This window comes from Leucobacter chinensis, from assembly GCF_019049105.1.
Classification (GTDB): Bacteria; Actinomycetota; Actinomycetes; order Actinomycetales; family Microbacteriaceae; genus Leucobacter_A; species Leucobacter_A chinensis.
In genome coordinates, this window is sequence record NZ_JAHQZR010000007.1 from 1 (window position 1) to 20,463 (window position 20,463).

The window sequence follows — 20,463 nt, forward strand, 5'->3', positions numbered from 1 at the left end:
GTAGCTAAGGCTGACTGCGCCGATGGTACTGCGAGGGGGACCTCGTGGGAGAGTAGGACACCGCCGGACTTCTTTTAGAGAAAGAGGTTGTTTGAGTATCATGACAGAGATGACCACTGATGGTCTGAACTGCATACTCAAACAGCCTCTTTCTGCATTTCAGGACAATTTTCATAGGGTTGAGGAACTTCATGACCGAAGCAAACGATAATCGCGACCGCGAGGGCGACCGTAACCGGAAGCCGCGCGACGGAGGCCACGCAGGCCGCCGAGACAGTGGGGCAAACCCACGTCGTGACGCTTCTCGTGGCTCGTCAGAGCGACGTTCGCAGCCTCGCCGTGACGGTGACTTCAAGCCTCGCCGTGACGGTGAAGGTAGACGTCCTCGTCGTGACGGTGAGGGTCGTCCACCGCGTCGTGACGGTGACTTTAAGCCCCGTCGTGATGGTGATTTCAAGCCTCGTCGTGATGGTGACTTCAAACCTCGTCGCGACGGTGACTTCAAACCCCGTAGAGATGGTGACTTTAAGCCGCGTCGTGACGGTGAGAGTCGCCCACCTCGTCGCGATGGTGACTTCAAACCCCGTAGAGATGGTGACTTTAAGCCGCGTCGTGACGGTGAGGGTCGCCCCCCTCGTCGTGATGGCGATTTTAAGCCCCGTCGTGATGGTGACTTCAAGCCCCGTCGTGACGGAGACAACCGCGGGCCCAAGCGTGAGCACAACAATGAGCGTGAGCGCTCGTTTGCCCCACGCGACCGAAAGTACCGTGGCGGAACCGGCCGTGAGCGTGGCTTCGCCGAGACCGATGGCAACGATTTCAGGCCGGTGCGCACCGCGCACCAGGACCCTGAGGTGCCTCGCGAGATTACACCTCAAGACCTTCACCCACAAGCACGCAACGAGCTGAAAACGCTCGACAAAGAGCTGGCGGAGTACGTGGCAAAGCACCTAGCCTCAGTCGCATACTTTATTGACGACGATCCAGAGCGGGCGCATCAGCACGCTATCTCGGCAATGCGCCGTGCCTCACGTATCCCCGTGACGCGCGAGACCTACGCAATCACGAGCTATGTCACCGGTGATTACGCGACTGCGATCCGCGAATTGCGCACCTACCGCCGCCTGACGGGCAGCGACATGCAACTGGCGCTCATGATCGACGCCGAGCGTGCTCTCGGGCGGCCCGAGAAAGCGATCGAGGTTGGCCACGAGGTTGACGTCCAGAAACTCCCGAACGATGTTCAGGTGCAGGTTGCGATCGCGATGAGTGGGGCGAGGCTCGATCTGGGACAGACGCAACAGGCGCTGTTCGAGCTCGAGATACCGCAGCTGAACCCCAACAAAGCGTTTTCGTGGAGCCCAGAGCTCTTCGCTGCCTACGCCGTCGTGCTTGAGGATCTCGGCCGGGCCGACGAAGCCCTCGAGTGGAAGAAGCGCGCTTTCGCAGCGGAGCACGCGCTTGAAGATCACCGTGGTAGTGGCGCGATCGAGATCATCGAGATCGAAGAGGAAGCCGACGAGAATGAGCCTGTTGCGGTAGAAGAGCACGACCCAGTATCGGAGTAGACCTTGTCACTGTTTGCGCGTAAGAAAACGTTTGTTGCCGCTCCCGTTGAAGGGCGTGAACTGATTCTCACCGACCTCGACGGCGTGGTGTACCGCGGCGCTGCCGTGGTGCCCAGGGCGGTCGAGAGTCTGAACCGCGCGGCAGAGACGACCAGGGTCGGGTACTTGACGAACAACGCGGCGCGAACCGTTGCCACCGTTGCTGAGCAGCTGCGAGGCTTTGGGCTACGCGCCACTCCCGATGATGTCGTAACCTCGCCTCAGGCCGCGGTGCTGCTTCTGCAGCAGACCGTGCCAGCTCCCGCGACGATTCTGATCGTCGGTGGCGACGGCATTGAAGAGGAGCTGACCCGGGCGGGGTACCGCATTACTCGTTCGGCAGATGATGCCCCCGATGCAGTGGTGCAGGGGTTTGCGCCGCACCTCGGCTGGGCTGATCTCGCAGAAGCCTCGTTTGCTTTGCAAGAGGGCCCGAACGGCGAGCAAATTCCGTGGATCGCGACCAATACCGACTGGACTTTGCCGCTCGAGCGCGGCTTGGCACCGGGCAACGGCACCCTCGTCTCTGCGGTTCACACGGCGGTGCAACGCCTGCCAGAGTTTGCGGGCAAGCCAGAGAGGCCGATTTTCGAGACCTCGTTCGAGCGCTTCGGCACGCGTAACGCCCTCATGATCGGCGACCGGCTCGACACTGACATTCAGGGCGCCGAGGCAGCCGGCATCGAGTCGGTGCACGTGCTCACGGGCGTTGACCGCCCAAAGCAGTTGCTCGCGACTCCTCAGGGTGCTCGCCCGACCTACATTCTTGCAACGCTTGACGGGCTCTTCGAGCCGTATCCCGAAACGACGGTCGAAAAGAACGGGACGGTTCGCGTGGGATCGGCTCGGGTGACCATGGACGGGCACATCGTGCGCGTGGTGTCTGAAGGTCACGACGCGCTGAACCTTTTGAGGGCCGGGTGTGGGGCGATTTGGCGTTCAGGCCTCGCAATTTATGGCCTCAAGGTACCCGAAGTGTTACTCGAGGATCACTGGAAATTAAGCCTCGACCGGTAGACTTTTCGCATGCCATCTCGAGACTCTGAACTGCTGAGTGAGGTCGAACTCATCGAAGCGCAGCCGCTCGAAGACCGTGCGCGAGCGTTTGAGCATCTCTACGAGCAACTGCTTACGGCGGTGCAGCTGAGCGACTCTGAGACCGAATGAGCGAGCAGCAGCAAACGTGGCAGGGGCAGCCGCAGCGCATTGATCGTGCGTTGCAGGAGCTCGGCCTTGCGCGTTCACGAACAGCGGCGCAGAAAGCGGTGGCAGCTGGGCAGGTAAGCGTGAACGGTGTGGCCGTCACGAAAACCGGCACGCAGGTTCGCCCTGGGCAGCGGGTGGCAATCACCGGCACTGATCATTACGTGAGCCGAGGGGCGCATAAGCTCATTGGTGCCCTCGACACCTTTGGCATTCCCGTTGAGGGGCGCGTTGCGCTCGACGTTGGCGCCTCAACCGGTGGCTTCACGCAGGTGCTTCTCGAACGAGGAGTCGACACGGTGCTCGCGATCGACGTGGGGCACGGGCAGCTCGATCCTTCGTTGCTCAGCCACGAGCGCGTGCGACTGTTCGAGGGGTGCAACGCGCGGTATCTCACGCCAGAAATGCTCGCCGAGGGAACCGGCGATGAGAGAGCGCCTGACCTGATCGTTGGCGACCTCTCGTTCATCTCTCTCACGCAGGTCTTGCCCGCGCTTACGAAGGTGCAAGCACGGTCGGCCGACATCATGATGCTCATCAAGCCCCAGTTTGAGGTGGGGCGGGAAGGCATCGGCGATGGCGTTGTGACCGACCCGAAACTTCAGCACGCAGCGGTGCAGCGTGTCCTGGAGAGCGCGCTCGGGTTGGGCCTTTCAGTCGTTGGCCTCACCGAGTCGCCCATTGTCGGATCACACGGCAACAGGGAGTTTCTCGTTCACCTCAGAGCGCAACCCGCTGCGCAAATGTCGGTGATCAATGAGATGATGGCTCAAGTAGTTCTAGGTGAAGGGAGCGCTCGTGAGTAACACTCCGAACGGGGCACGACACATGCTGCTCGTTTCACACATCGCCAAACAAGAAGCGATTGATGCGACGCTGCAGGTCGACGCGATGTTGCGTGAAGCGGGCGTCGTCACGGTTATGGCCCGTGAGAGCCTCACCGAGTTTGAGCCCTACGTGCAGGGCTTGAACGTTGCTGTGCTCGATGAAGACGTGCGCCCCGAAGACATCGAGATCGCGATTGTCCTGGGCGGCGACGGTACGATTTTGCGGGCCGCCGAGATCTTGCGCGGCATGTGCTGCCCGATTGTCGGGGTCAACCTTGGCCACGTGGGCTTTCTCGCTGAGATGGAAAGGCACGATCTCGACTTCACCGTCGAGAAGGTACTGAGCCGTAGCTACACGGTCGAAGAACGCGTGACGCTCGAGGTGACCGCGACGCTCGGCCGCCAGACCATCGCCAAAACCTGGGCGGTGAACGAGGCTACGGTTGAAAAGCAGAGCCGCATGATTGAGGTCGTGATTGGCGTCGATGGCCGCCCCCTTTCATCGTTTGGGTGCGACGGGGTCGTGCTCGCGACGCCGACCGGTTCAACCGCCTACGCCTTTTCGGCGGGCGGCCCGGTCGTGTGGCCGAGCGTGCAGGCCATGTTGCTTGTGCCCATCGCGGCTCACGCGCTGTTCAGCAGACCGCTCGTCGTCGGCACCGATTCGGTGCTCACGGTCGAGATTAGCGATGCGAGCGTGAGCGGCGCTGACCTGTGGTGCGACGGTCGTCGCACGTATTCGCTGCCGCAGGGCAGCATCGTCGAGGTGCGCAGGGCCCAGGAGCCCGTGAGGCTCGCGCGCATCGACCAGGGCGTGTTTACCGAGCGTCTCGTGCGCAAATTCGATCTTCCCGTCGAGGGCTGGCGGGGCCAGCGGAGGCATCGCGAGTGATTGAAGAACTAGAAATTCGTGACCTGGGCGTCATCGCCCACAGCGTGCTGCCACTGCAGACAGGCTTTACCGCGATCACCGGCGAGACTGGCGCGGGTAAGACGATGGTGGTGGCCGCGTTGACGCAGCTCATGGGCGCGCGCAGTGACGCCGCCATGGTGCGTCGCGGCGCAGAGCGCTCTCGCATTACGGGCATCGTGCGTACCGAGAACGCGGCAGTGCACGAGCTCGTCGACGAGGTCGGCGGTGAAGTGACCGATGGCGAGCTGATCTTGGGTCGCACGGTGAGCGCCGAGGGGCGCAGCCGCGCAACCGTTGGCGGATCAGCCGCGCCCGCGGCCGCGCTTGCCCGCATTGCCCCTCACCTCTTTGCCCTGCACGGCCAGTCTGACCAGTTGCGGCTGCAGTCGGCTGCAGCTCAGCGCGACATGCTTGATCGCTTTGGCGGTGCGGCGCTGCTTCGCGTGCGGGAGGAGCACTCGAAGGTGTTCCAGCGCCGTGCCGAATGCGAGCAGCGCCGTGAAGCCCTGCTCGGCGACCAGCGCGAGCGGCTGCGCGAGGCTGAGCGCTTGCGCGGTGAGCTCGAAGAGATTCGTGCTGCCGAGCCGCGCGAGGGCGAAGACGAAGAGCTGCTTGCCCGCATCGAGAGACTCGGCAATGTCGAAGCCTTGCGCACGGCTGCCGACACGGCCCGCTTCGCGCTCTCTGCGTCGGGCGATGACCCCTTTGCGCAGGATCTCGCGACACTGCTTGGCCAGGCGTTGCAGGCGCTCGAGGTCGAGAAGAGTGACCCCGAGATTGCCCGCATTCACGCCATGCTCGCGTCGGTGCAGGTGCAGATCGATGAGGCCGCGAGCGAGCTCGGAGCGCTGAGCAACAGTCTTGACGAAGAAGGGCCTGAGGAGCTCGCGAGGGCCTCGGCGAGGCTCGAAGTGCTGCACGGCCTTGCGCGCAAGTATGGCGCATCAATGAGCGAGATTATCGCCTACGCAGACGAGGCAGAGGAGCGCCTCGCCGAGCTTGGCAGCGATGACCTCACGATCGAGCAACTCGGTGAAGAGCTCGAGCGGTTGAGCGGCGAAGAAGACCAGCTTGCGGCCGAGCTCACCTCGCTGAGGCAAACCGCCGCGAGTGACCTCGGTGAACGGGTGTCTCGAGAGCTTCGACAGCTCGCCCTGCCCGACGCTGAGGTGAAGGTGAGTCTTGAAACGGCAACGCCCTCGCCGCTCGGCCGGGACGAAGCACTGCTCATGCTCGCGCCACACCAGGGCAGCGACTTTAGGCCCATTCACAAGGGGGCATCGGGTGGCGAGCTCTCGCGCATCATGCTTGCGCTTGAAGTGACGATCGCCGAGGTTGACCCCGTGCCCACTTTTGTGTTCGACGAGGTTGATGCAGGGGTTGGTGGCCAAGCCGCGATCGAGATCGGGCGCCGACTTCGCAGGCTCGCAGAAACCTCGCAGGTGATCGTTGTGACGCACCTCGCGCAGGTCGCAGCGTTCGCGCACCACCACCTCGGCGTTACGAAAGACTCGGCCGGTGGCTTCACCGAGAGCAGCTGCAGGCCGCTTGAGGGAGAAGCGCGGTTGCACGAGATGGCACGGCTGCTTTCTGGCATGAGCGACTCATCGAGTGCGCTCGATCACGCAGCCGAACTGCTTGCGCTCGGTAACGAGTAATTGGGGTGATACGCTCTCGGCATGGAGGAAAAAAGCCCAACCCGAGAACACCTTGACCTCGAGCAGCTCGACGCTGACACGAGGGAGATGTACCGTGACGCTCTGAAGGCTGAGCCCTCGCTACAAGACCGCGTCGAAGAGCAGCAGAGCAAACGATACCTCGGTATTCGAAATCCCTTTAAAGTGGGTTTTGTGGTCACGCTCGGGGCCCTGACCGCGATCGTTTTCGGTCAGGCAATCGGCCAAATCTCGAGTGTGATCGTGTACGTCGTGGCGGCGCTGTTTATCGCGCTCGGCCTCGACCCGATTGTGCGCATGTTTGAGCGCCGAAACGTGAAACGTCCCGTCGGTATCGCGATCGTTTTCTTGAGCTTCCTGCTGATCGTCTCGGGTATTCTCGCGATCGTCGTGCCGATGATTTCAAACCAGATCGCGCTCGTGGTGAAGAATGGCCCGCAGTACATCTTGAACATCAACAAGCAAGACTGGTTTATCGACATTAACGCCAAGTTCGGTCACTACATCGACCTTGGTGGGCTCCTCTCAAGCGCTCAAGATTTCGCCATGAAGCCAGACACCTGGACCCAGTTTGCCGGCGGGCTCGTGCAGGCCGGCGTAGGCCTTGCGAACGGCATCACCGCGGCCCTCATCGTGCTCATTCTGAGCCTTTACTTCCTTGCCTCACTGCGCACGATGAAGAAGGGGCTCTACTCGATGACCCCGCGCTCGTCGCGAGCGAAGGTCATCGACATTACTGAGCAGGTGACCCAATCGATTGGTGGCTATGTGAACGGCATGGTGATCCTCGCTCTCATCAATGCCTCACTCGGGTTTATCGCGATGACCATTTTTCAGGTTCCTTTCGCGGGGCTCCTCGCCGTCGCGATCTTTTTCGTTGCCCTGATTCCGCTTATTGGCTCGGTGCTCGCGACCATCCTGGTGGTTATCGTGTCGCTGTTTAACTCGCCCATCACGGCACTCTCGATCGGTATTTACTACGTCATTTACATGCAGATCGAGTCGTACTTCTTGACCCCGCGCATCATGAACCGAGTCGTCTCGGTGCCCGGGTCGCTCGTGGTCATTGGCGCGATTGCCGGCGGCACCCTGCTTGGCCTTTTGGGGGCGCTCATCGCAATTCCCGTGACCGCGATGGTGCTCATGATCATCAAACAGGTATGGGTTCCGCGTCAGCAATTTCGCTAACCTCCAAACGTTCCTAGTATCCCCGCCCGAACACTGATAGAATCGAAGCCCGTGGAAGAAGCGCAAAAAGTAACCAAGCACATATTCGTCACGGGGGGCGTCGTCTCCTCTCTCGGTAAAGGGCTCACCGCGGCTAGTCTCGGTAATCTCCTCACCGCTCGTGGTCTGCACGTGGTTATGCAGAAGCTCGACCCTTACTTGAACGTTGACCCTGGAACGATGAACCCGTTCGAGCACGGCGAGGTGTTCGTTACGAACGATGGCGCCGAGACTGACCTCGACATCGGTCACTATGAGCGCTTCCTCGATATCAACCTGAGCCGTGCGGCCAACGTGACCACCGGCCAGATTTACCAGACCGTCATCGCGAAAGAGCGTGCTGGCGAGTACCTCGGCCAGACCGTCCAGGTGATTCCGCACATCACCAATGAGATCAAGCGCCGCATGCGGCTGCAGGCCGAAGAGACGCCACAGCCCGACGTGATCATTACCGAGATCGGCGGCACGGTTGGTGACATTGAGTCGCAGCCGTTCCTCGAGTCAGCACGCCAGGTTCGTCACGAGCTCGGCCGCAAGAACGTCTTCTTTGTGCACGTTTCACTCGTACCCTTCATGGGCGCTTCTGGCGAGCAGAAGACGAAGCCGACCCAGCACTCGGTCGCTGCTCTGCGCTCAATTGGTATTCAGCCCGACGCACTCGTGCTTCGTTCAGATCGACCGGTCACCGACGATAACCTGCGCAAGATCGCGCTCATGTGCGACGTTGAAGAGAACGCCGTGGTCAACGCGATCGATGTGCCCAGCATTTTCGACCTGCCATCGTTGCTCAACGAGCAGGGCCTCGACGAAACGATCGTGAGCGCTCTGCAACTGAACGAACAGGCAGACGAGGTCAACTGGACTCGTTGGCAGCCAGTGCTTGACGCCGTGCACAACCCCGTGGGCGAGGTGACCGTGGCGATTGTTGGCAAGTACATCGACCTGCCAGACGCTTATCTCTCGCTCACCTCGGCGCTCTCGGCCGGTGGCTTCCCTCACTCAACTAAGGTGAACTTCACCTGGGTACCGGCAGACGACTGCGAGACTGCAGAGGGTGCGCGCGAGAATCTCGGTTCGGTTCACGCTGTGTGCGTGCCCGGCGGCTTCGGTATTCGGGGCATTGACGGCAAGCTCGGCGCTCTCAAGTTTGCCCGTGAAAATGGGATTCCAACCCTGGGTATCTGCCTCGGTCTGCAGACGATGGTCATCGAGTACGCGCGCAACGTCGCGGGTCTCGAGGGCGCTTCGTCGACCGAGTTTGATGAGGCAACGAGTGTTCCCGTCATTCACACGATGGATGATCAGATTGAGATCATCGCCGAGGGCGACCTTGGCGGCACGATGCGCCTCGGGCTCTACGAAGCAGAGCTCACAGAGGGCTCGAAGGTCGCTGAGCTCTACGGAGAGCAGCTCGTACAAGAGCGTCACCGTCACCGCTACGAAGTCAACAACGACTACGTTGCTCAGCTCACCGAAGCGGGCCTCGTCGTCTCGGGCGTGAACCCCGAGAAGAACCTCGTTGAGTTCGTCGAGCTGCCGAGTGACGTGCACCCGTACTATGTGGCAACTCAGGCTCACCCTGAGCTCAAGTCACGCCCCAGCCGCCCGCACCCGCTCTTCTCAGGGCTCATCGGTGCTGCGATTGACCGGCGTGAGGCAAGCCGCCTGATCTAAGCCGACGCAAGGGATGGCCGTAGAGTTCGCGCGGGGCAGCGAGCGCTTCTTGCGCTACGCCGCTCTTGAGCGCGGGCTCTCGGCAAATACCCTGAAGGCTTACGAGCAAGACCTCCTCAGCTACGGGGCCTGGCTCGTCGAGATCGGCGTGACCGACCTCGACGAGGTGACCCCCGAGATGCTCAGTCGCTATGTCTCGTGGCTGCAAACGCCGGGTGCTTCGAGCGGGGGAGCGGCGGAAGGATCCGCAGCAAAACCTCCGACACCCGCGACCGTCACGCGCCGACTCTCGACCGTGCGCTCGCTACACCGGTTCCTCTTCGACGAGGGGCTCGTCGCGCGCTACGCGGGTGGCAGCGTGCGCACACCGAAGGTGCGCGACAGCCTGCCGAGCGCGCTCACGATCGACGAGGTCGAGCGGCTGCTCGCGGCGACCGAGGGTGAGCAGCCCGCGCAACTGCGTGATCGGGCGCTTTGCGAGCTCATGTACGCGAGTGGCGCGAGGGTGAGTGAGATCGTGGCCCTCGACGTCGACGACCTCCTGGGTGCACCCGGTGCCTCAGACGCCTGGCACGACCCCGACCGCGGTCTCGCACAGGGCGGCTTCCTGCGGGTGACCGGTAAAGGCAACAAGCAGCGGCTCGTGCCGTACGGCTCGTACGCGGGCAAAGCACTCGCCGCCTACCTCGTGCGGGCAAGGCCCACGTTCGTTGCACGTGGAACGGGCACTCCGGCGCTCTTCGTGGGGGCCCGCGGCGCGCGCTTCTCACGGCAAAGCATTTGGCTGTCGATTCAGGCCGCGGCGAAGCGGGCCGAGCTCGACGCCGACATCTCACCACACACCCTGCGGCACTCGTTTGCGACGCACCTGCTGCAGGGCGGAGCCGACGTGCGAACGGTGCAAGAGCTGCTCGGGCACTCGTCGGTCACGACCACCCAGATTTACACGAGGGTCACCCCCGAGACCCTCAAAGAGCACTATGCGCTCGCTCACCCGCGAGCCAAGGGAAAGCCAGGGTTTGGCCCGGTAGGATAGAGTCATCACACCCACGAAAGGAATGGCACCCATGGCGCAGGCAAAGCTCGGACCAACAGGCCGTCCGGAGCAGCTGTTTGCACCCCCGCCAAAGCTTTCGTCGCACGGCCCGGCGCGCATCATCGCGATGTGCAACCAGAAGGGCGGGGTGGGCAAAACCACGACGACCATCAACGTCGGGGCGGCCCTCGCTCGCTACGGGAGGCGCGTGCTCGCGGTCGACTTCGATCCGCAGGGTGCGCTCTCGGCAGGCCTCGGGGTGCCCGCGCACGACGTGCCGACCATCTACGAACTCATGCTCGGCAAGATCGATGACCCGCACGAGGTCATCCAGGCGACCGAGACGCCAAACCTCGACGTGATTCCCGCGAACATCGACCTCTCGGCGGCCGAGGTGCACCTCGTCACAGAGGTCGCGCGCGAACAGATTCTCGCGAGCGTTCTGCGCAAGGTCTCTGACGAGTACGACGTCATTCTCATTGACTGCCAGCCCTCGCTCGGGCTGCTCACCGTAAACGCGCTCACCGCGAGTCACGGCGTGCTCATTCCGCTGGCCTCAGAGTTCTTCGCCCTGCGCGGCGTCGCGCTGCTCATCGAGACGATCGACAAGGTCAAGAGCCGCCTCAACCCGCAGCTCACCCTCGATGGCATCGTGACCACGATGTACGACTCGCGCACCCTGCACTCGCGCGAGGTACTCGAACGAGTGGTTGACACCTTCGGCGATTCGGTGTTTGACACCGTCATTCGTCGCACCGTGAAGGTGCCCGACGCATCGGTTGCCGCCCAGCCCGTGCTCGACTACGCACCCGAGAACCCGGCAGCAGAAGCCCACCTTACGCTCGCACGCGAGATGGTGCATCGCGGCCTCGTCGCGTAGGGAGAAGCCATGACCGAGGCTGCGCCAACGGCCCCGTTCACGGTGTCGCTCGACGTTTTCGACGGCCCCTTCGACCTGCTGCTCAGCCTCATCACGAAGCACGAGCTCGACATCACCGAGGTGTCGCTGTCGCTCGTGACCGACGAATTCATCGCCTACCTCGCCGAGAGTGAGCGCAGGGGCGACTACGACCTCGACCAGGCCTCGGAATTTCTCGTCGTCGCGGCGACACTGCTCGACCTGAAGATCGCGTCGCTCTTGCCGCAGGGCGAGGTAATCGACGAAGAGGGCGTCGCGCTGCTTGAAGCGAGAGACCTGCTCTTTGCGCGGCTGCTGCAGTACCGCGCCTTCAAACTCGCGAGCTCGTGGTTCGGGAAGCGGATCGAGGCCGAGGCATCGCGCCACGCGCGGCAGGTGCCCGTCGACCAGAAATACCGCTCACGCGCCCCAGAGATCGAGTGGACGGTCACCCTCGAAGACTTCGCGGCCATTGGGCTGCTCGCCCTCACCCCGAGGGAACTGCCCGTGCTCGGGCTTGACCACCTGCACGCGCCGCTCGTGTCGATTCGCGAGCAGGCAGCGATCGTCGTGTCGATGCTGCGCTCGCAGGGCAGCGTGACCTTTCGCGAAATGATCACCGGGGTGACCGAGCGGGGCGTCATCGTTGCACGCTTTCTCGCGATCCTTGAGCTATACCGTACCGCCGCTGTCGGCTTCGACCAGGCCGAGCCGCTCGGCGAATTGCACGTACGATGGACGAGCGAGCAGTGGTCAGACGACGCGCTCGCGATGCTAGGAACCGACTATGACTGATGAAGAGACCCGCCTCACGATGCAGCGCCTTGAAGCGCTGCTCATCGTGACCGAAGAACCCGTGAGCCTCATGGGGCTCGCCACGACGCTCGGCCTACCAGTCGCAAAGGTTCGCGCGGCGGTCGAGACCCTCACCGCCGACTATAACGGCGAGTTCGAGGGGCCAGAGCGTGGCTTTGAGCTGCGAGAGACAGCCGGCGGCTACCGCCTGTACGTGCGCGAAACCTTCGACGACCTCGTGACCGACTTCGTGCACCGGGAGTCGCCGGCGAAACTCTCGCAGGCGGCGCTCGAAACCCTCGCCGTGATCGCGTATCGGCAGCCGATCTCGCGGGGTGCGATTGCTTCGATCCGCGCGGTCAATGTCGACTCGGTCGTGCGCACGCTCGCAAACCGCGGGCTCATCACCGAGGCCGGCAGCGACCCCGAAACCGGAGCCGTGCTGTGGGGCACCACCGACATGCTGCTCGAGCACCTTGGGGTGCAGAGCCTCAGCGAGCTGCCGCCCATTGCGCCGCTGCTTGACGACGGAAACAACGACTTTGACGAGGCGGTACTGTGAACAAGAAACACGAACGTGACATCGTTGATGTCGAGATCACCTGGAATCCCGGCAGCGGGTGGGGCGAGAGCGACGGCGAAAAGCCCACGGGGGAGCGCTTGCAGAAGGCGCTCGCCGCCGCTGGCGTTGCCTCTCGGCGGGCCTGCGAGGTGCTCATTGGTCGCGGGCGCGTTGAGGTGAACGGTGAGACGGTCTTTGAACTCGGCACCCGTATCGACCCCGAGACCGATGAGGTGCGCGTCGACGGCGTCGTGGTGCAGCTCGATCAGACGAAGCGGTACTTCGTGCTCAATAAACCCCGCGGAGTCGTCTCGACCATGGCCGATGAGCACGGGCGGCGCGACCTGACCGAGTTCACCGACCAGATTACCGAGCGCATCTACAACGTGGGCCGGCTCGACACCGACACCTCGGGCCTACTCATTCTCACGAACGATGGGGAGCTTGCCAACGAGCTCGCCCACCCGAAGTACGAGGTGCAAAAAACGTACGTCGCAAAGGTCAAGGGCTCAGTGACGCCCGCGACGCTGCAACGCCTCAAAGACGGGATCGTGCTCGACGACGGGCCCATCAGCGTTGACTCGGCCAAGATCCTCACAGCGGGTCGCAGCGCCTCGCACTCGCTTGTCGAGGTCACCCTGCACTCGGGCAAAAACCGCATTGTGCGTCGCATGTTCGACCACGTGGGACATCCCGTGGTTGAGCTCGTGCGCCGCCAATTCGGCCCGCTGCACCTCGGGTCGCTCGGAATCGGAGAGATGCGTGAGCTCTCGGCCGCCGAGCGCGGGGCACTGCTCACCGCTGGCGGCGGAGAACCGCAGAGCGGCAAAGCTCGCGTGACCGCAGGACGGCCGGGAGACGGGCGCGGTGCAAAGGGCATGCGCGGAATCGCAGCGCCGCACCAGCGTACGGTACCCTCAAAACAGCAGAAACCGAACGCCCGCAAGGCGAATCGCAACCAACCGAACAAGAAGGGGAAGAAAGCGTGAGCGAACCCCAGGTCGCAAACCGCGTTCAAGGCCCCGTGCACATCATCGGCACCGGGTTGCTTGGCGCGAGCATAGGGCTTGCCCTCTCAGAACGCTCGATCGAGGTCACCCTCGAAGACGCCTCGCCGACGGCCGTGGCACTCGCCGCCGATTACGGGGCAGGTAGGCCGCGCGCCGAGGGCGACGCCGAGCCGGCACTCGTGATCGTTGCGACCCCGCCAGACGTGACCGCCGACGTGGTGCAGTACGCGCTCGAACGCTTTACCGGAGCGGTCGTCACCGACGTCGCGAGCGTGAAATACGCCCCCTATGCCGAGCTGCGTCGTCGTGGGGTCGACCTCACGCACTACATCGGCTCGCACCCCATGGCAGGGCGGGAACGCGGTGGGGCGGTCATGGCGCGCACCGACCTCTTTGTCGCGCGCCCCTGGGTTATTTGCCGCGACCATGAAACGCCTGCCGCCGCGCTCTCGCTCGTCGAGTCACTCGCGCTCGAGGTTGGGGCAACCCCCATCGAAATGACCCCTGAAGAGCACGACGCATCGGTTGGGCTCGTCTCGCACCTGCCGCAGGTCGTTGCTTCGATGCTCGCCGCACGCCTCGTCGAGGCGCCCGAGCACGCCGTCGGGCTTGCAGGACAGGGACTCAGAGACTCGACGCGCATCGCATCGAGCGATCCCGAGCTCTGGGTGCAGATTCTCGGTGCCAATAGCGCGTCGATCGTGGGGCTGCTCGAGGCGTTCCAGGACGACCTCGCGACCTTCGTGCAGGCGCTTCGTGACGCTGACGAGCCCGGTGCAAAACGCACGATCGCGAACCTCATGGCCTCCGGCAATCGAGGCGTGCAGCGCATACCCGGCAAACACGGCTCATCGGCGCGTTTCACGACCCTCACGGCGCTCATTGACGATAGCCCTGGCCAACTTGCGATGTTGCTCACTGATCTTGGTGATTTGGGCATTAACATGGAAGACCTACAGCTTGAGCACTCGCCCGGAGCCCAGATTGGCTTCGCCCAGATCGGCGTGATGCCAGAGGTCGCACCGCAGGCGGTCATCGACCTGACCGAACGAGGATGGAGAATTCTGTGACGCAGACACCAGCAACGCACGAGACTGCGCCACTTCTCGTCGCGATCGACGGGCCGGCGGGCAGCGGCAAATCAAGCGTATCGAGGGCCGTCGCCGAGGCACTCTCGTACGGTATTCTCGACACCGGCGCCGCCTACCGCGCACTCGCGTGGGCAGCGCTCGAAGAAGACGTGAACCTCGACGACCCGATCGCGGTCGAAGAGGTGCTCGACGACTGGGGTTTCTCAATTTCGCTCAAGGGAGCCCAGGTTGTCATCGTGTGTGGGGCCGACGCCACGCACGAAATTCGCGATCCCGGAGTGAGCAAACAGGTGAGCCGCGTGTCACAGCACGCGGGGGTGCGCGAGCGCCTCAACCGCATGTTTCTCAGCATCGTGGCCGAGTCAGGCCTTCCCGGGGTCGTTATTGAGGGGCGCGACATCACGACCGTGGTGGCCCCTGACGCACCCGTGCGCATTCTCATGACCGCTTCGCCTGAGGTACGTGCCAAACGCCGCACGGGCGAACTGAGCGGATCATCAGAAGCCGAGGTGCTCGCTGCGATTCTCGAAAGAGACGCAAAAGACCAACTCGTGGTTGATTTCATGAACCCCGCTCCCGGGGTCACGCTGATTGACACCACCGAGCTCGACTTCGCGCAGTCAGTACAGGCCGTCATCGACGTCGTACGCGCTGCCGAGGCTCGCGCATAACCGGGCAGCATGCCCTGAGAGAAACATCATGAGCCAAGAGTTTTCACACGACGACCTCGAACCAACCGAGGTCTTTGACCCGAACTCGCTCGAGCTGAGCGACGAAGAGGTCACGCGCGTCATGCGCTCGGGCCTCAAAGGCTTCGAGCTTGAAGACGATGACGAAGCGATTATCGAGGGATCGTTCGACGATATCGAACACTTCGCCCTCGAAGAGGCCGTGCCCGTCGTCGCGATCGTCGGGCGCCCGAACGTGGGCAAGTCGGCCCTCGTGAACCGTATTCTCGGTCGCCGTGAGGCGGTTGTCGAAGACGTTCCCGGCGTGACTCGCGACCGCGTGAGCTACCCCGCAGAGTGGGGCGGCAAGCGTTTCACCCTCGTTGACACCGGCGGCTGGGAGCCCGACGCGAAGGGGCTCGACGCCTCGGTCGCGATGCAGGCAGAGGTTGCCATCGAGCTGTGCGACGTCGTACTCTTCGTCGTCGACTCGCGCGTTGGCGCGACAGCGACCGATGAACACGTGGTGCAGCTGCTGCGCCGCACGAAGAAGCCCGTCATGCTCGTTGCCAACAAGGTCGACGACGCGGTGCAGGAGCCCCAGATCGCAGGCCTGTGGTCGCTCGGTCTCGGCGAGCCGCACCCCGTTTCAGCCCTTCACGGTCGCGGCGTTGCCGACCTGCTCGACCTCACCGTTAAGGCGATGCCCAAGGAGTCTGCCGTCGCGCAGAACCGCCTCGCTGGCCCGCGCCGCGTCGCGATCATTGGCCGCCCGAACGTGGGCAAGTCGAGCCTGCTCAACAAGGCTGCGGGTGAGGAGCGCGCCGTCGTGAGCGACGTCGCTGGCACCACCCGCGACCCCGTCGACGAGCAGGTTGAAATCGCCGGCCGCGTATGGACCTTCGTTGACACCGCCGGTATTCGCCGCCGTGTGCACATGCAGCAGGGCGCCGACTTCTACGCCTCGCTGCGCACCGCGACCGCCCTCGAGAAGGCCGAGGTCGCCATCGTCGTGCTCGACGTGACGCAGGAACTCAGCGACCAGGACCTCAAGATCATCGACCTCGCACTCGAATCGGGTCGCGCTCTCGTGATCGCCTTCAACAAGTGGGATCTGCTCGACGACGAACGCCGCAAGTACCTCGAGCGCGAGATCGAGCAGCGCCTCGACCACGTCGACTGGGCGCCTCGCGTGAACATGTCGGCCCGCACCGGCCGCCACCTCGAGAAGCTCGTGCCGGCGCTCGACAAGGCGCTCGAGTCGTGGGACAGCCGCATTCCGACGGCGAAGTTCAACGCGTTTCTCGCCGAGCTCACGCAGGCGAACCCGCACCCGCTGCGCGGCGGCAAGCAGCCCCGCATTCTCTACGGGTCGCAGGTGCAGAGCCAGCCGCCAACGTTCGTGCTCTTCACGACTGGCTTCCTCGACCCCGGCTACCGTCGCTACATTCAGCGCCGCCTGCGTGAGACCTACGGTTTCGAGGGCTCGCCGATCATCATGAACATGCGTATTCGCGAGAAGCGCCAGCGCTAGCGTGATCGTGACGCGGTGCTGACTCAGCTCTAACGTACGAATGGCGCCCCGGTGATTCGGGGGCGCCATTCGTGTTTCGGGAGGTTTTGGCGGGGTTCGGGAGGTTCTTGCCGGTTGCCGGTTGCAGGCACCGCGCGTGGCGCGTGTGCTCGTGCCTCGCCCTGTGCTCGTGCCTCGCCCTGTGCTCGTGCCTCGCCCCCTGGCCAGTTTTCGTCGCCGAGAGGTCAAAAAGTGTCGAAATCTGCTCGAAAATCGACACTTTTTGACCTCTCGGTGCCTTGGCCAGGGGCTCGCGAGGTCGGGAACCAGCCCGGGAGGCCGGGAACCCGCGAGGCCAGGGACCCGAGGTGCCCGGACCCCGAGGGCCTAGAAATACCAGGAGTAGCTAGCGAAGTAGCTGATGGTGCCCAGCAAGAAGAAGAGGCCGACGATCAGGGCCCAGAATCCGAGCATCACCGCGTTCAAGACGATGCCCCACATGTTGAGCGCGGAATGGTTGGTGCCGCGGCGGCGGCCGAGAATGCCGAAGATGAGGCCGGCGAGTGGCGCGAAGAAGGTGAAGCCCGCGAATACAGAGACGATACCGATTACAAAGCTCGTGATCGAGAAAGCGTCACCGGGGGCAGCTGGCGCGTTCGGAGCGGTGTACCCCTGCGCGTATTGGGTGCCGCCCGCAGCCCCGTACTGAGCACCAGCCCCGTACTGAGCGCCAGCCCCGTAGGCTCCAGTGTCATACGAGCCCTGCTGGGCGTACGGGTTTTGGGCGTACTGCCCCTGCTGGCCGGTTTGCGGAGCCCCGTGCTGCTGTGGCGCGGCATACTGTGTTGCCTGCGAAGCGACAGCGGCATACTGCGACGAGCCGGCGGAATACTGTGCCCCACCGACGCTCGACTGCTCAGCACCCGGTGCGAAGCTCGGTGCTGCATAGGGCTCGGACGAGGGCACCTGGCTCGCAGCCTGCACCTGCGGAATCTGCCCCGAGGCTGACGACGCAAACTCGGCTGCCCCGTAGTTCACGGTTGGCTGCGCGTCTTGCGCGGCGAACTCCGGGACCTGAACGGTGTCGCCAAGCACGGCAGTCTCGCCAAGCACGGCGGTGTCGTTTGGCAGCTGAGTCGTTGGCTGTGAGGCCTGCTCGGTGCCGGTGGCCTCTTCGGGCTGGGTGTTCTGTGACTCGTTCATGAGTGCTCCAATCGCTTAATGGTTCTATTCAACCGCGATCGGAACCCCTTGACATCGCTCTCAGGCACGATCTTTCGCGGCGGTGCATGGTACTCCGGTACGAAGCGGCGTTCGAACCGGAGGCACCTGGGGGCTACTGGTAGCGCGCGACGTTGAGCCCGGCAGCGGTGAGCCGCTCAAGCTCGGCATCGCCTGAGCCCGACTGCTCGGCGGTGATGAGCGAGAGCAACGCTGGCCATGACCCTGCAAACCCGGGATGTAGCTTGAGATCGGCGACCTTGTCGAGCGCGATCCACTCGAGTGCCACGCTCTCGGGGTCTGAGATCGTCGGTTCGAAGGCGGTGGTGACGGCGGCGATGACGGTCGTGTAGGTCCAGCCGCCGCGATCCACGATGTGTGTAAAACGAACGTCAACCGAGTCGTCGGGAACTCCGGCTTCTTCTTGAGCCTCGCGGATCGCGCCCGCAATCGCCGACTCGCCCTTGTTGATCGCGCCACCGGGAACAGCCCAGGTGCCGCCGTGATCGCTCCACGCGACGCGGTGTTGCATGAGGATGCCCCGTTCAGGGTCGACCGCGAGCAGGCCGGCGGCACCAAAGGTGCCCCAATACCGGTTGCCGTCGGCGGCGACCACCCAGGCATCGCCCGGGTCGCGCACGCCGCGCAAGAGCGCCTGGATCTCGAGGTCTTCTTCAGACGTCACTGGGTTTCACCCCACGCGGTGTTGAGAGCCTGCGCGAACATCTCTTTCGGCTGCGCACCAGAGAGCGCGTACTTGCCGGCAAACACGAAGAAGGGAACACCGGTGATGCCCATCTGCTGAGCGGCAACGATATCTGTATCGACCGCATCGGCGAACTCTGCACGCTCGAGCGAGGCACGTGCCTCGGCCTCGTCGAGACCGACTTCACCCGCGAGACGGGCGAGAGTGTCGACGTCGGCAACGTTGAGGCCCTCGGTGAAGTGGGCCTTGAAGAGACGTAGCATCGTCTCGTGACCCTTGCCCTTGCTCGTCGCGAAGTGGCTGAGCTCGTGTGCCTTGCGGGTGTTGACCGCGAGCGAGGTTTCAAAGTTGTACTCGAGACCGTGCTCCTTGCCGCGGGCCGCCAGGTGCTCGTGCTGGGCCGCGAGCTGCTCTGGGCCGTAGCGCCCCGCAAGCAGCTGCTGCATGTCGACCGGCTCGACCGAGAGCTCGGGCATGAGTTGGTAGCTGTGATAGGTCACCGTCACCTGGTCGCGGTGCTCGAACTCTTCGAGAGCTTCGGCGAGAACCGAATCACCCAGGTAGCAGAAGGGGCACATGACATCGCTCCAGATGTCGATGGTCAGGGTGGTCATACGGTGCACACTCCGTCGGTTGAGCAGACTCCGGCGCCCTGATCGCCGAGGGCTACAAAGCCGGCGAAGGGGGCCGCGGGTTTCTGCGGTGAAAGATCCAGCGCTTCTGACGCCGGCTGGTCGTTGATGAGCGTCGCTTGCCAGTCGCCCTGGGCGTCGCGCTCGAAAATCGTGAGGCTCGCGTTGAGAATGCCGGGAACATCGCCGTAATCGAGGTCGTGCACGGTCGCGATGAGCCTGCGAATATACGCGCCGTGCGTGACAGCGAGCACGGGTGAATCGCCGTGACGCTCTTCGAGGAGGTGCAGCGCATCGAGCGCGCGCTTGGCAACCTCTGCGGGTGACTCACCCCGCTCAAACTCGCGGGTGGGCCAGCGCTCTTCGAGCTCGGTGACGCTGCACCCCTCGGCCTCGCCGTAGTTCTGCTCGATGAGCAGGTCGAGCGCATCTCCGAGCGAAACGCCCATGGCCTGAGCGACGATCTCGGCGGTTTCGCGGGCGCGATCGAGCGGTGAGCTCGTGATGTGGCCCCACTCAGTCTGCGCGACGAGCGGCGCACCAGCGGCCTGCCTCGCCTGTTCGCGACCAGTCTCATTCAGCGGAATGTTGGTGTGACCCTGCACCCTCCCGGCCAAATTCCAGTCGGTTTGCCCGTGTCTCATAAAAGCAATGGTCATAGCGGGAGCCTAGCCGACGAGCCCCATGATTTCGTGGGAGTTTTCTGCCCGGTTCTCGTTCTGGTTCGGCGTTCAGGAAAAATGTGGGTAAGATATAAGGGTTGCCATCACGCAGGTCGTGATCAACATCGGGCTGTGGCGCAGTTTGGTAGCGCACTACACTGGGGGTGTAGGGGTCGCAGGTTCAAATCCTGTCAGCCCGACCGAGAGAAAACCGCGAGAGATCGCGGTTTTTCTGTTTTCTGGGGCTCTTTGCCGTGTGGCTTGGTCGTTGCCTACCCCGGCAGGTGGATCCTGCGCATCTGTGCTCACGTTCGTGCGCCGTGGCCCCATCGGCCCGTTGTATGGTCACTCTCGCCCGTCGAGTGGGCACTTTCGCCCGTCGTGTGGGCACTTTCGCCCGTCGAGAGGTCAAAAAGTGTCGAAAATTGCGAGGAATTCGACACTTTTTGACCTCTCGACGCCGCGGCGAAGCGAGAGAGCCTCGGTATACGGGTCGCGCCCACGGCGCGGGTAGATGACCGTGCGCGTAGACGTAGAAGAGG

At 63.4% G+C, this 20,463-nt stretch carries 21 protein-coding genes, 1 tRNA gene and 1 rRNA gene; 18 read left to right on the forward strand and 5 right to left on the reverse strand.

What is annotated here, in order from left to right; translation table 11 throughout:
• Positions 1–69, forward strand: a 5S ribosomal RNA gene (rrf, locus tag KTJ78_RS14050); the annotation flags it as partial.
• Between the two features lie 245 nt (positions 70–314).
• Here rrf and KTJ78_RS09125 read toward each other — a convergent pair.
• Complete coding sequence (locus KTJ78_RS09125) at positions 315–842, reverse strand: hypothetical protein (protein ID WP_217134895.1); 528 nt, start codon at positions 840–842, stop codon at positions 315–317.
• Here KTJ78_RS09125 and KTJ78_RS09130 point away from each other — a divergent pair.
• The 16 genes from KTJ78_RS09130 (at position 828) to der (ending at position 16,721) form a co-directional block, all read left to right on the forward strand.
• Positions 828–1,568 carry a hypothetical protein gene (locus KTJ78_RS09130; protein ID WP_217134896.1) on the forward strand — a complete coding sequence of 247 codons (741 nt, stop codon included), beginning with the start codon at positions 828–830 and terminating at the stop codon, positions 1,566–1,568. The two genes, KTJ78_RS09125 and KTJ78_RS09130, sit on opposite strands and share 15 nt — an antisense overlap.
• 3 nt (positions 1,569–1,571) lie before the next feature.
• Positions 1,572–2,624, forward strand: coding sequence for an HAD-IIA family hydrolase (locus tag KTJ78_RS09135; RefSeq protein ID WP_217134898.1), 1,053 nt, complete (start codon positions 1,572–1,574; stop codon positions 2,622–2,624).
• Positions 2,625–2,633: 9 nt separating this feature from the next.
• A complete protein-coding gene (locus KTJ78_RS09140; RefSeq protein WP_217134900.1) occupies positions 2,634–2,774 on the forward strand; it encodes a hypothetical protein in 141 nt (46 codons plus the stop codon).
• The gene (locus KTJ78_RS09145) at positions 2,771–3,616 is read left to right on the forward strand and encodes a TlyA family RNA methyltransferase (RefSeq protein WP_217134902.1); all 846 of its coding nucleotides are present in this window, start codon (positions 2,771–2,773) and stop codon (positions 3,614–3,616) included. The genes KTJ78_RS09140 and KTJ78_RS09145 overlap by 4 nt, the downstream gene beginning before the upstream one ends.
• Positions 3,609–4,529 (forward strand): NAD kinase, encoded by a 921-nt coding sequence (locus tag KTJ78_RS09150; protein WP_333735209.1) that lies wholly within the window; start codon positions 3,609–3,611, stop codon positions 4,527–4,529. Before KTJ78_RS09145 ends, KTJ78_RS09150 begins: the two co-directional genes overlap by 8 nt.
• The gene (gene recN, locus KTJ78_RS09155; protein ID WP_217134904.1) at positions 4,526–6,208 is read left to right on the forward strand and encodes a DNA repair protein RecN; all 1,683 of its coding nucleotides are present in this window, start codon (positions 4,526–4,528) and stop codon (positions 6,206–6,208) included. Before KTJ78_RS09150 ends, recN begins: the two co-directional genes overlap by 4 nt.
• A 21-nt stretch (positions 6,209–6,229) precedes the next feature.
• Positions 6,230–7,414: an AI-2E family transporter gene (locus KTJ78_RS09160; RefSeq protein ID WP_217134906.1), complete on the forward strand. Its 1,185-nt coding sequence runs from the start codon at positions 6,230–6,232 to the stop codon at positions 7,412–7,414.
• Between the two features lie 51 nt (positions 7,415–7,465).
• Positions 7,466–9,127 (forward strand): CTP synthase, encoded by a 1,662-nt coding sequence (pyrG, locus tag KTJ78_RS09165; RefSeq protein WP_217134908.1) that lies wholly within the window; start codon positions 7,466–7,468, stop codon positions 9,125–9,127.
• Between the two features lie 13 nt (positions 9,128–9,140).
• Positions 9,141–10,163 carry a site-specific tyrosine recombinase XerD gene (locus KTJ78_RS09170; protein WP_217134910.1) on the forward strand — a complete coding sequence of 341 codons (1,023 nt, stop codon included), beginning with the start codon at positions 9,141–9,143 and terminating at the stop codon, positions 10,161–10,163.
• A gap of 31 nt (positions 10,164–10,194) precedes the next feature.
• Positions 10,195–11,043: a ParA family protein gene (locus tag KTJ78_RS09175; protein ID WP_217134912.1), complete on the forward strand. Its 849-nt coding sequence runs from the start codon at positions 10,195–10,197 to the stop codon at positions 11,041–11,043.
• A gap of 9 nt (positions 11,044–11,052) precedes the next feature.
• Positions 11,053–11,856 carry a segregation and condensation protein A gene (locus tag KTJ78_RS09180; RefSeq protein WP_217134914.1) on the forward strand — a complete coding sequence of 268 codons (804 nt, stop codon included), beginning with the start codon at positions 11,053–11,055 and terminating at the stop codon, positions 11,854–11,856.
• The gene (scpB, locus tag KTJ78_RS09185; protein WP_217134917.1) at positions 11,849–12,418 is read left to right on the forward strand and encodes an SMC-Scp complex subunit ScpB; all 570 of its coding nucleotides are present in this window, start codon (positions 11,849–11,851) and stop codon (positions 12,416–12,418) included. Before KTJ78_RS09180 ends, scpB begins: the two co-directional genes overlap by 8 nt.
• Positions 12,415–13,407, forward strand: coding sequence for a pseudouridine synthase (locus KTJ78_RS09190; RefSeq protein ID WP_369808052.1), 993 nt, complete (start codon positions 12,415–12,417; stop codon positions 13,405–13,407). The genes scpB and KTJ78_RS09190 overlap by 4 nt, the downstream gene beginning before the upstream one ends.
• On the forward strand, positions 13,404–14,498 hold the full coding sequence (locus KTJ78_RS09195) for a prephenate dehydrogenase (protein WP_217134919.1): 1,095 nt from the start codon (positions 13,404–13,406) through the stop codon (positions 14,496–14,498). Before KTJ78_RS09190 ends, KTJ78_RS09195 begins: the two co-directional genes overlap by 4 nt.
• Positions 14,483–15,190 (forward strand): (d)CMP kinase, encoded by a 708-nt coding sequence (gene cmk / locus KTJ78_RS09200; protein WP_217134921.1) that lies wholly within the window; start codon positions 14,483–14,485, stop codon positions 15,188–15,190. The genes KTJ78_RS09195 and cmk overlap by 16 nt, the downstream gene beginning before the upstream one ends.
• A gap of 121 nt (positions 15,191–15,311) precedes the next feature.
• Positions 15,312–16,721 carry a ribosome biogenesis GTPase Der gene (der, locus tag KTJ78_RS09205; protein WP_254259556.1) on the forward strand — a complete coding sequence of 470 codons (1,410 nt, stop codon included), beginning with the start codon at positions 15,312–15,314 and terminating at the stop codon, positions 16,719–16,721.
• Positions 16,722–17,087: 366 nt separating this feature from the next.
• On the opposite strand, the gene KTJ78_RS13585 is transcribed toward der, so the two are convergent.
• The 4 genes from KTJ78_RS13585 to KTJ78_RS09225 form a co-directional block, all read right to left on the reverse strand.
• A complete protein-coding gene (locus KTJ78_RS13585) occupies positions 17,088–17,903 on the reverse strand; it encodes a DUF4190 domain-containing protein (RefSeq protein ID WP_254259549.1) in 816 nt (271 codons plus the stop codon).
• 133 nt (positions 17,904–18,036) lie between these two features.
• The gene (locus KTJ78_RS09215) at positions 18,037–18,606 is read right to left on the reverse strand and encodes an NUDIX hydrolase (protein ID WP_369808053.1); all 570 of its coding nucleotides are present in this window, start codon (positions 18,604–18,606) and stop codon (positions 18,037–18,039) included.
• A complete protein-coding gene (locus tag KTJ78_RS09220) occupies positions 18,603–19,241 on the reverse strand; it encodes a DsbA family oxidoreductase (protein ID WP_217134925.1) in 639 nt (212 codons plus the stop codon). The genes KTJ78_RS09215 and KTJ78_RS09220 overlap by 4 nt, the downstream gene beginning before the upstream one ends.
• Positions 19,238–19,918: a histidine phosphatase family protein gene (locus KTJ78_RS09225; RefSeq protein WP_217134927.1), complete on the reverse strand. Its 681-nt coding sequence runs from the start codon at positions 19,916–19,918 to the stop codon at positions 19,238–19,240. Before KTJ78_RS09225 ends, KTJ78_RS09220 begins: the two co-directional genes overlap by 4 nt.
• 129 nt (positions 19,919–20,047) lie before the next feature.
• Between KTJ78_RS09225 and KTJ78_RS09230 the strand changes: the two genes are divergently transcribed.
• Positions 20,048–20,121, forward strand: a tRNA-Pro gene (locus KTJ78_RS09230).
• The last annotated feature ends 342 nt before the right edge of the window (positions 20,122–20,463 follow it).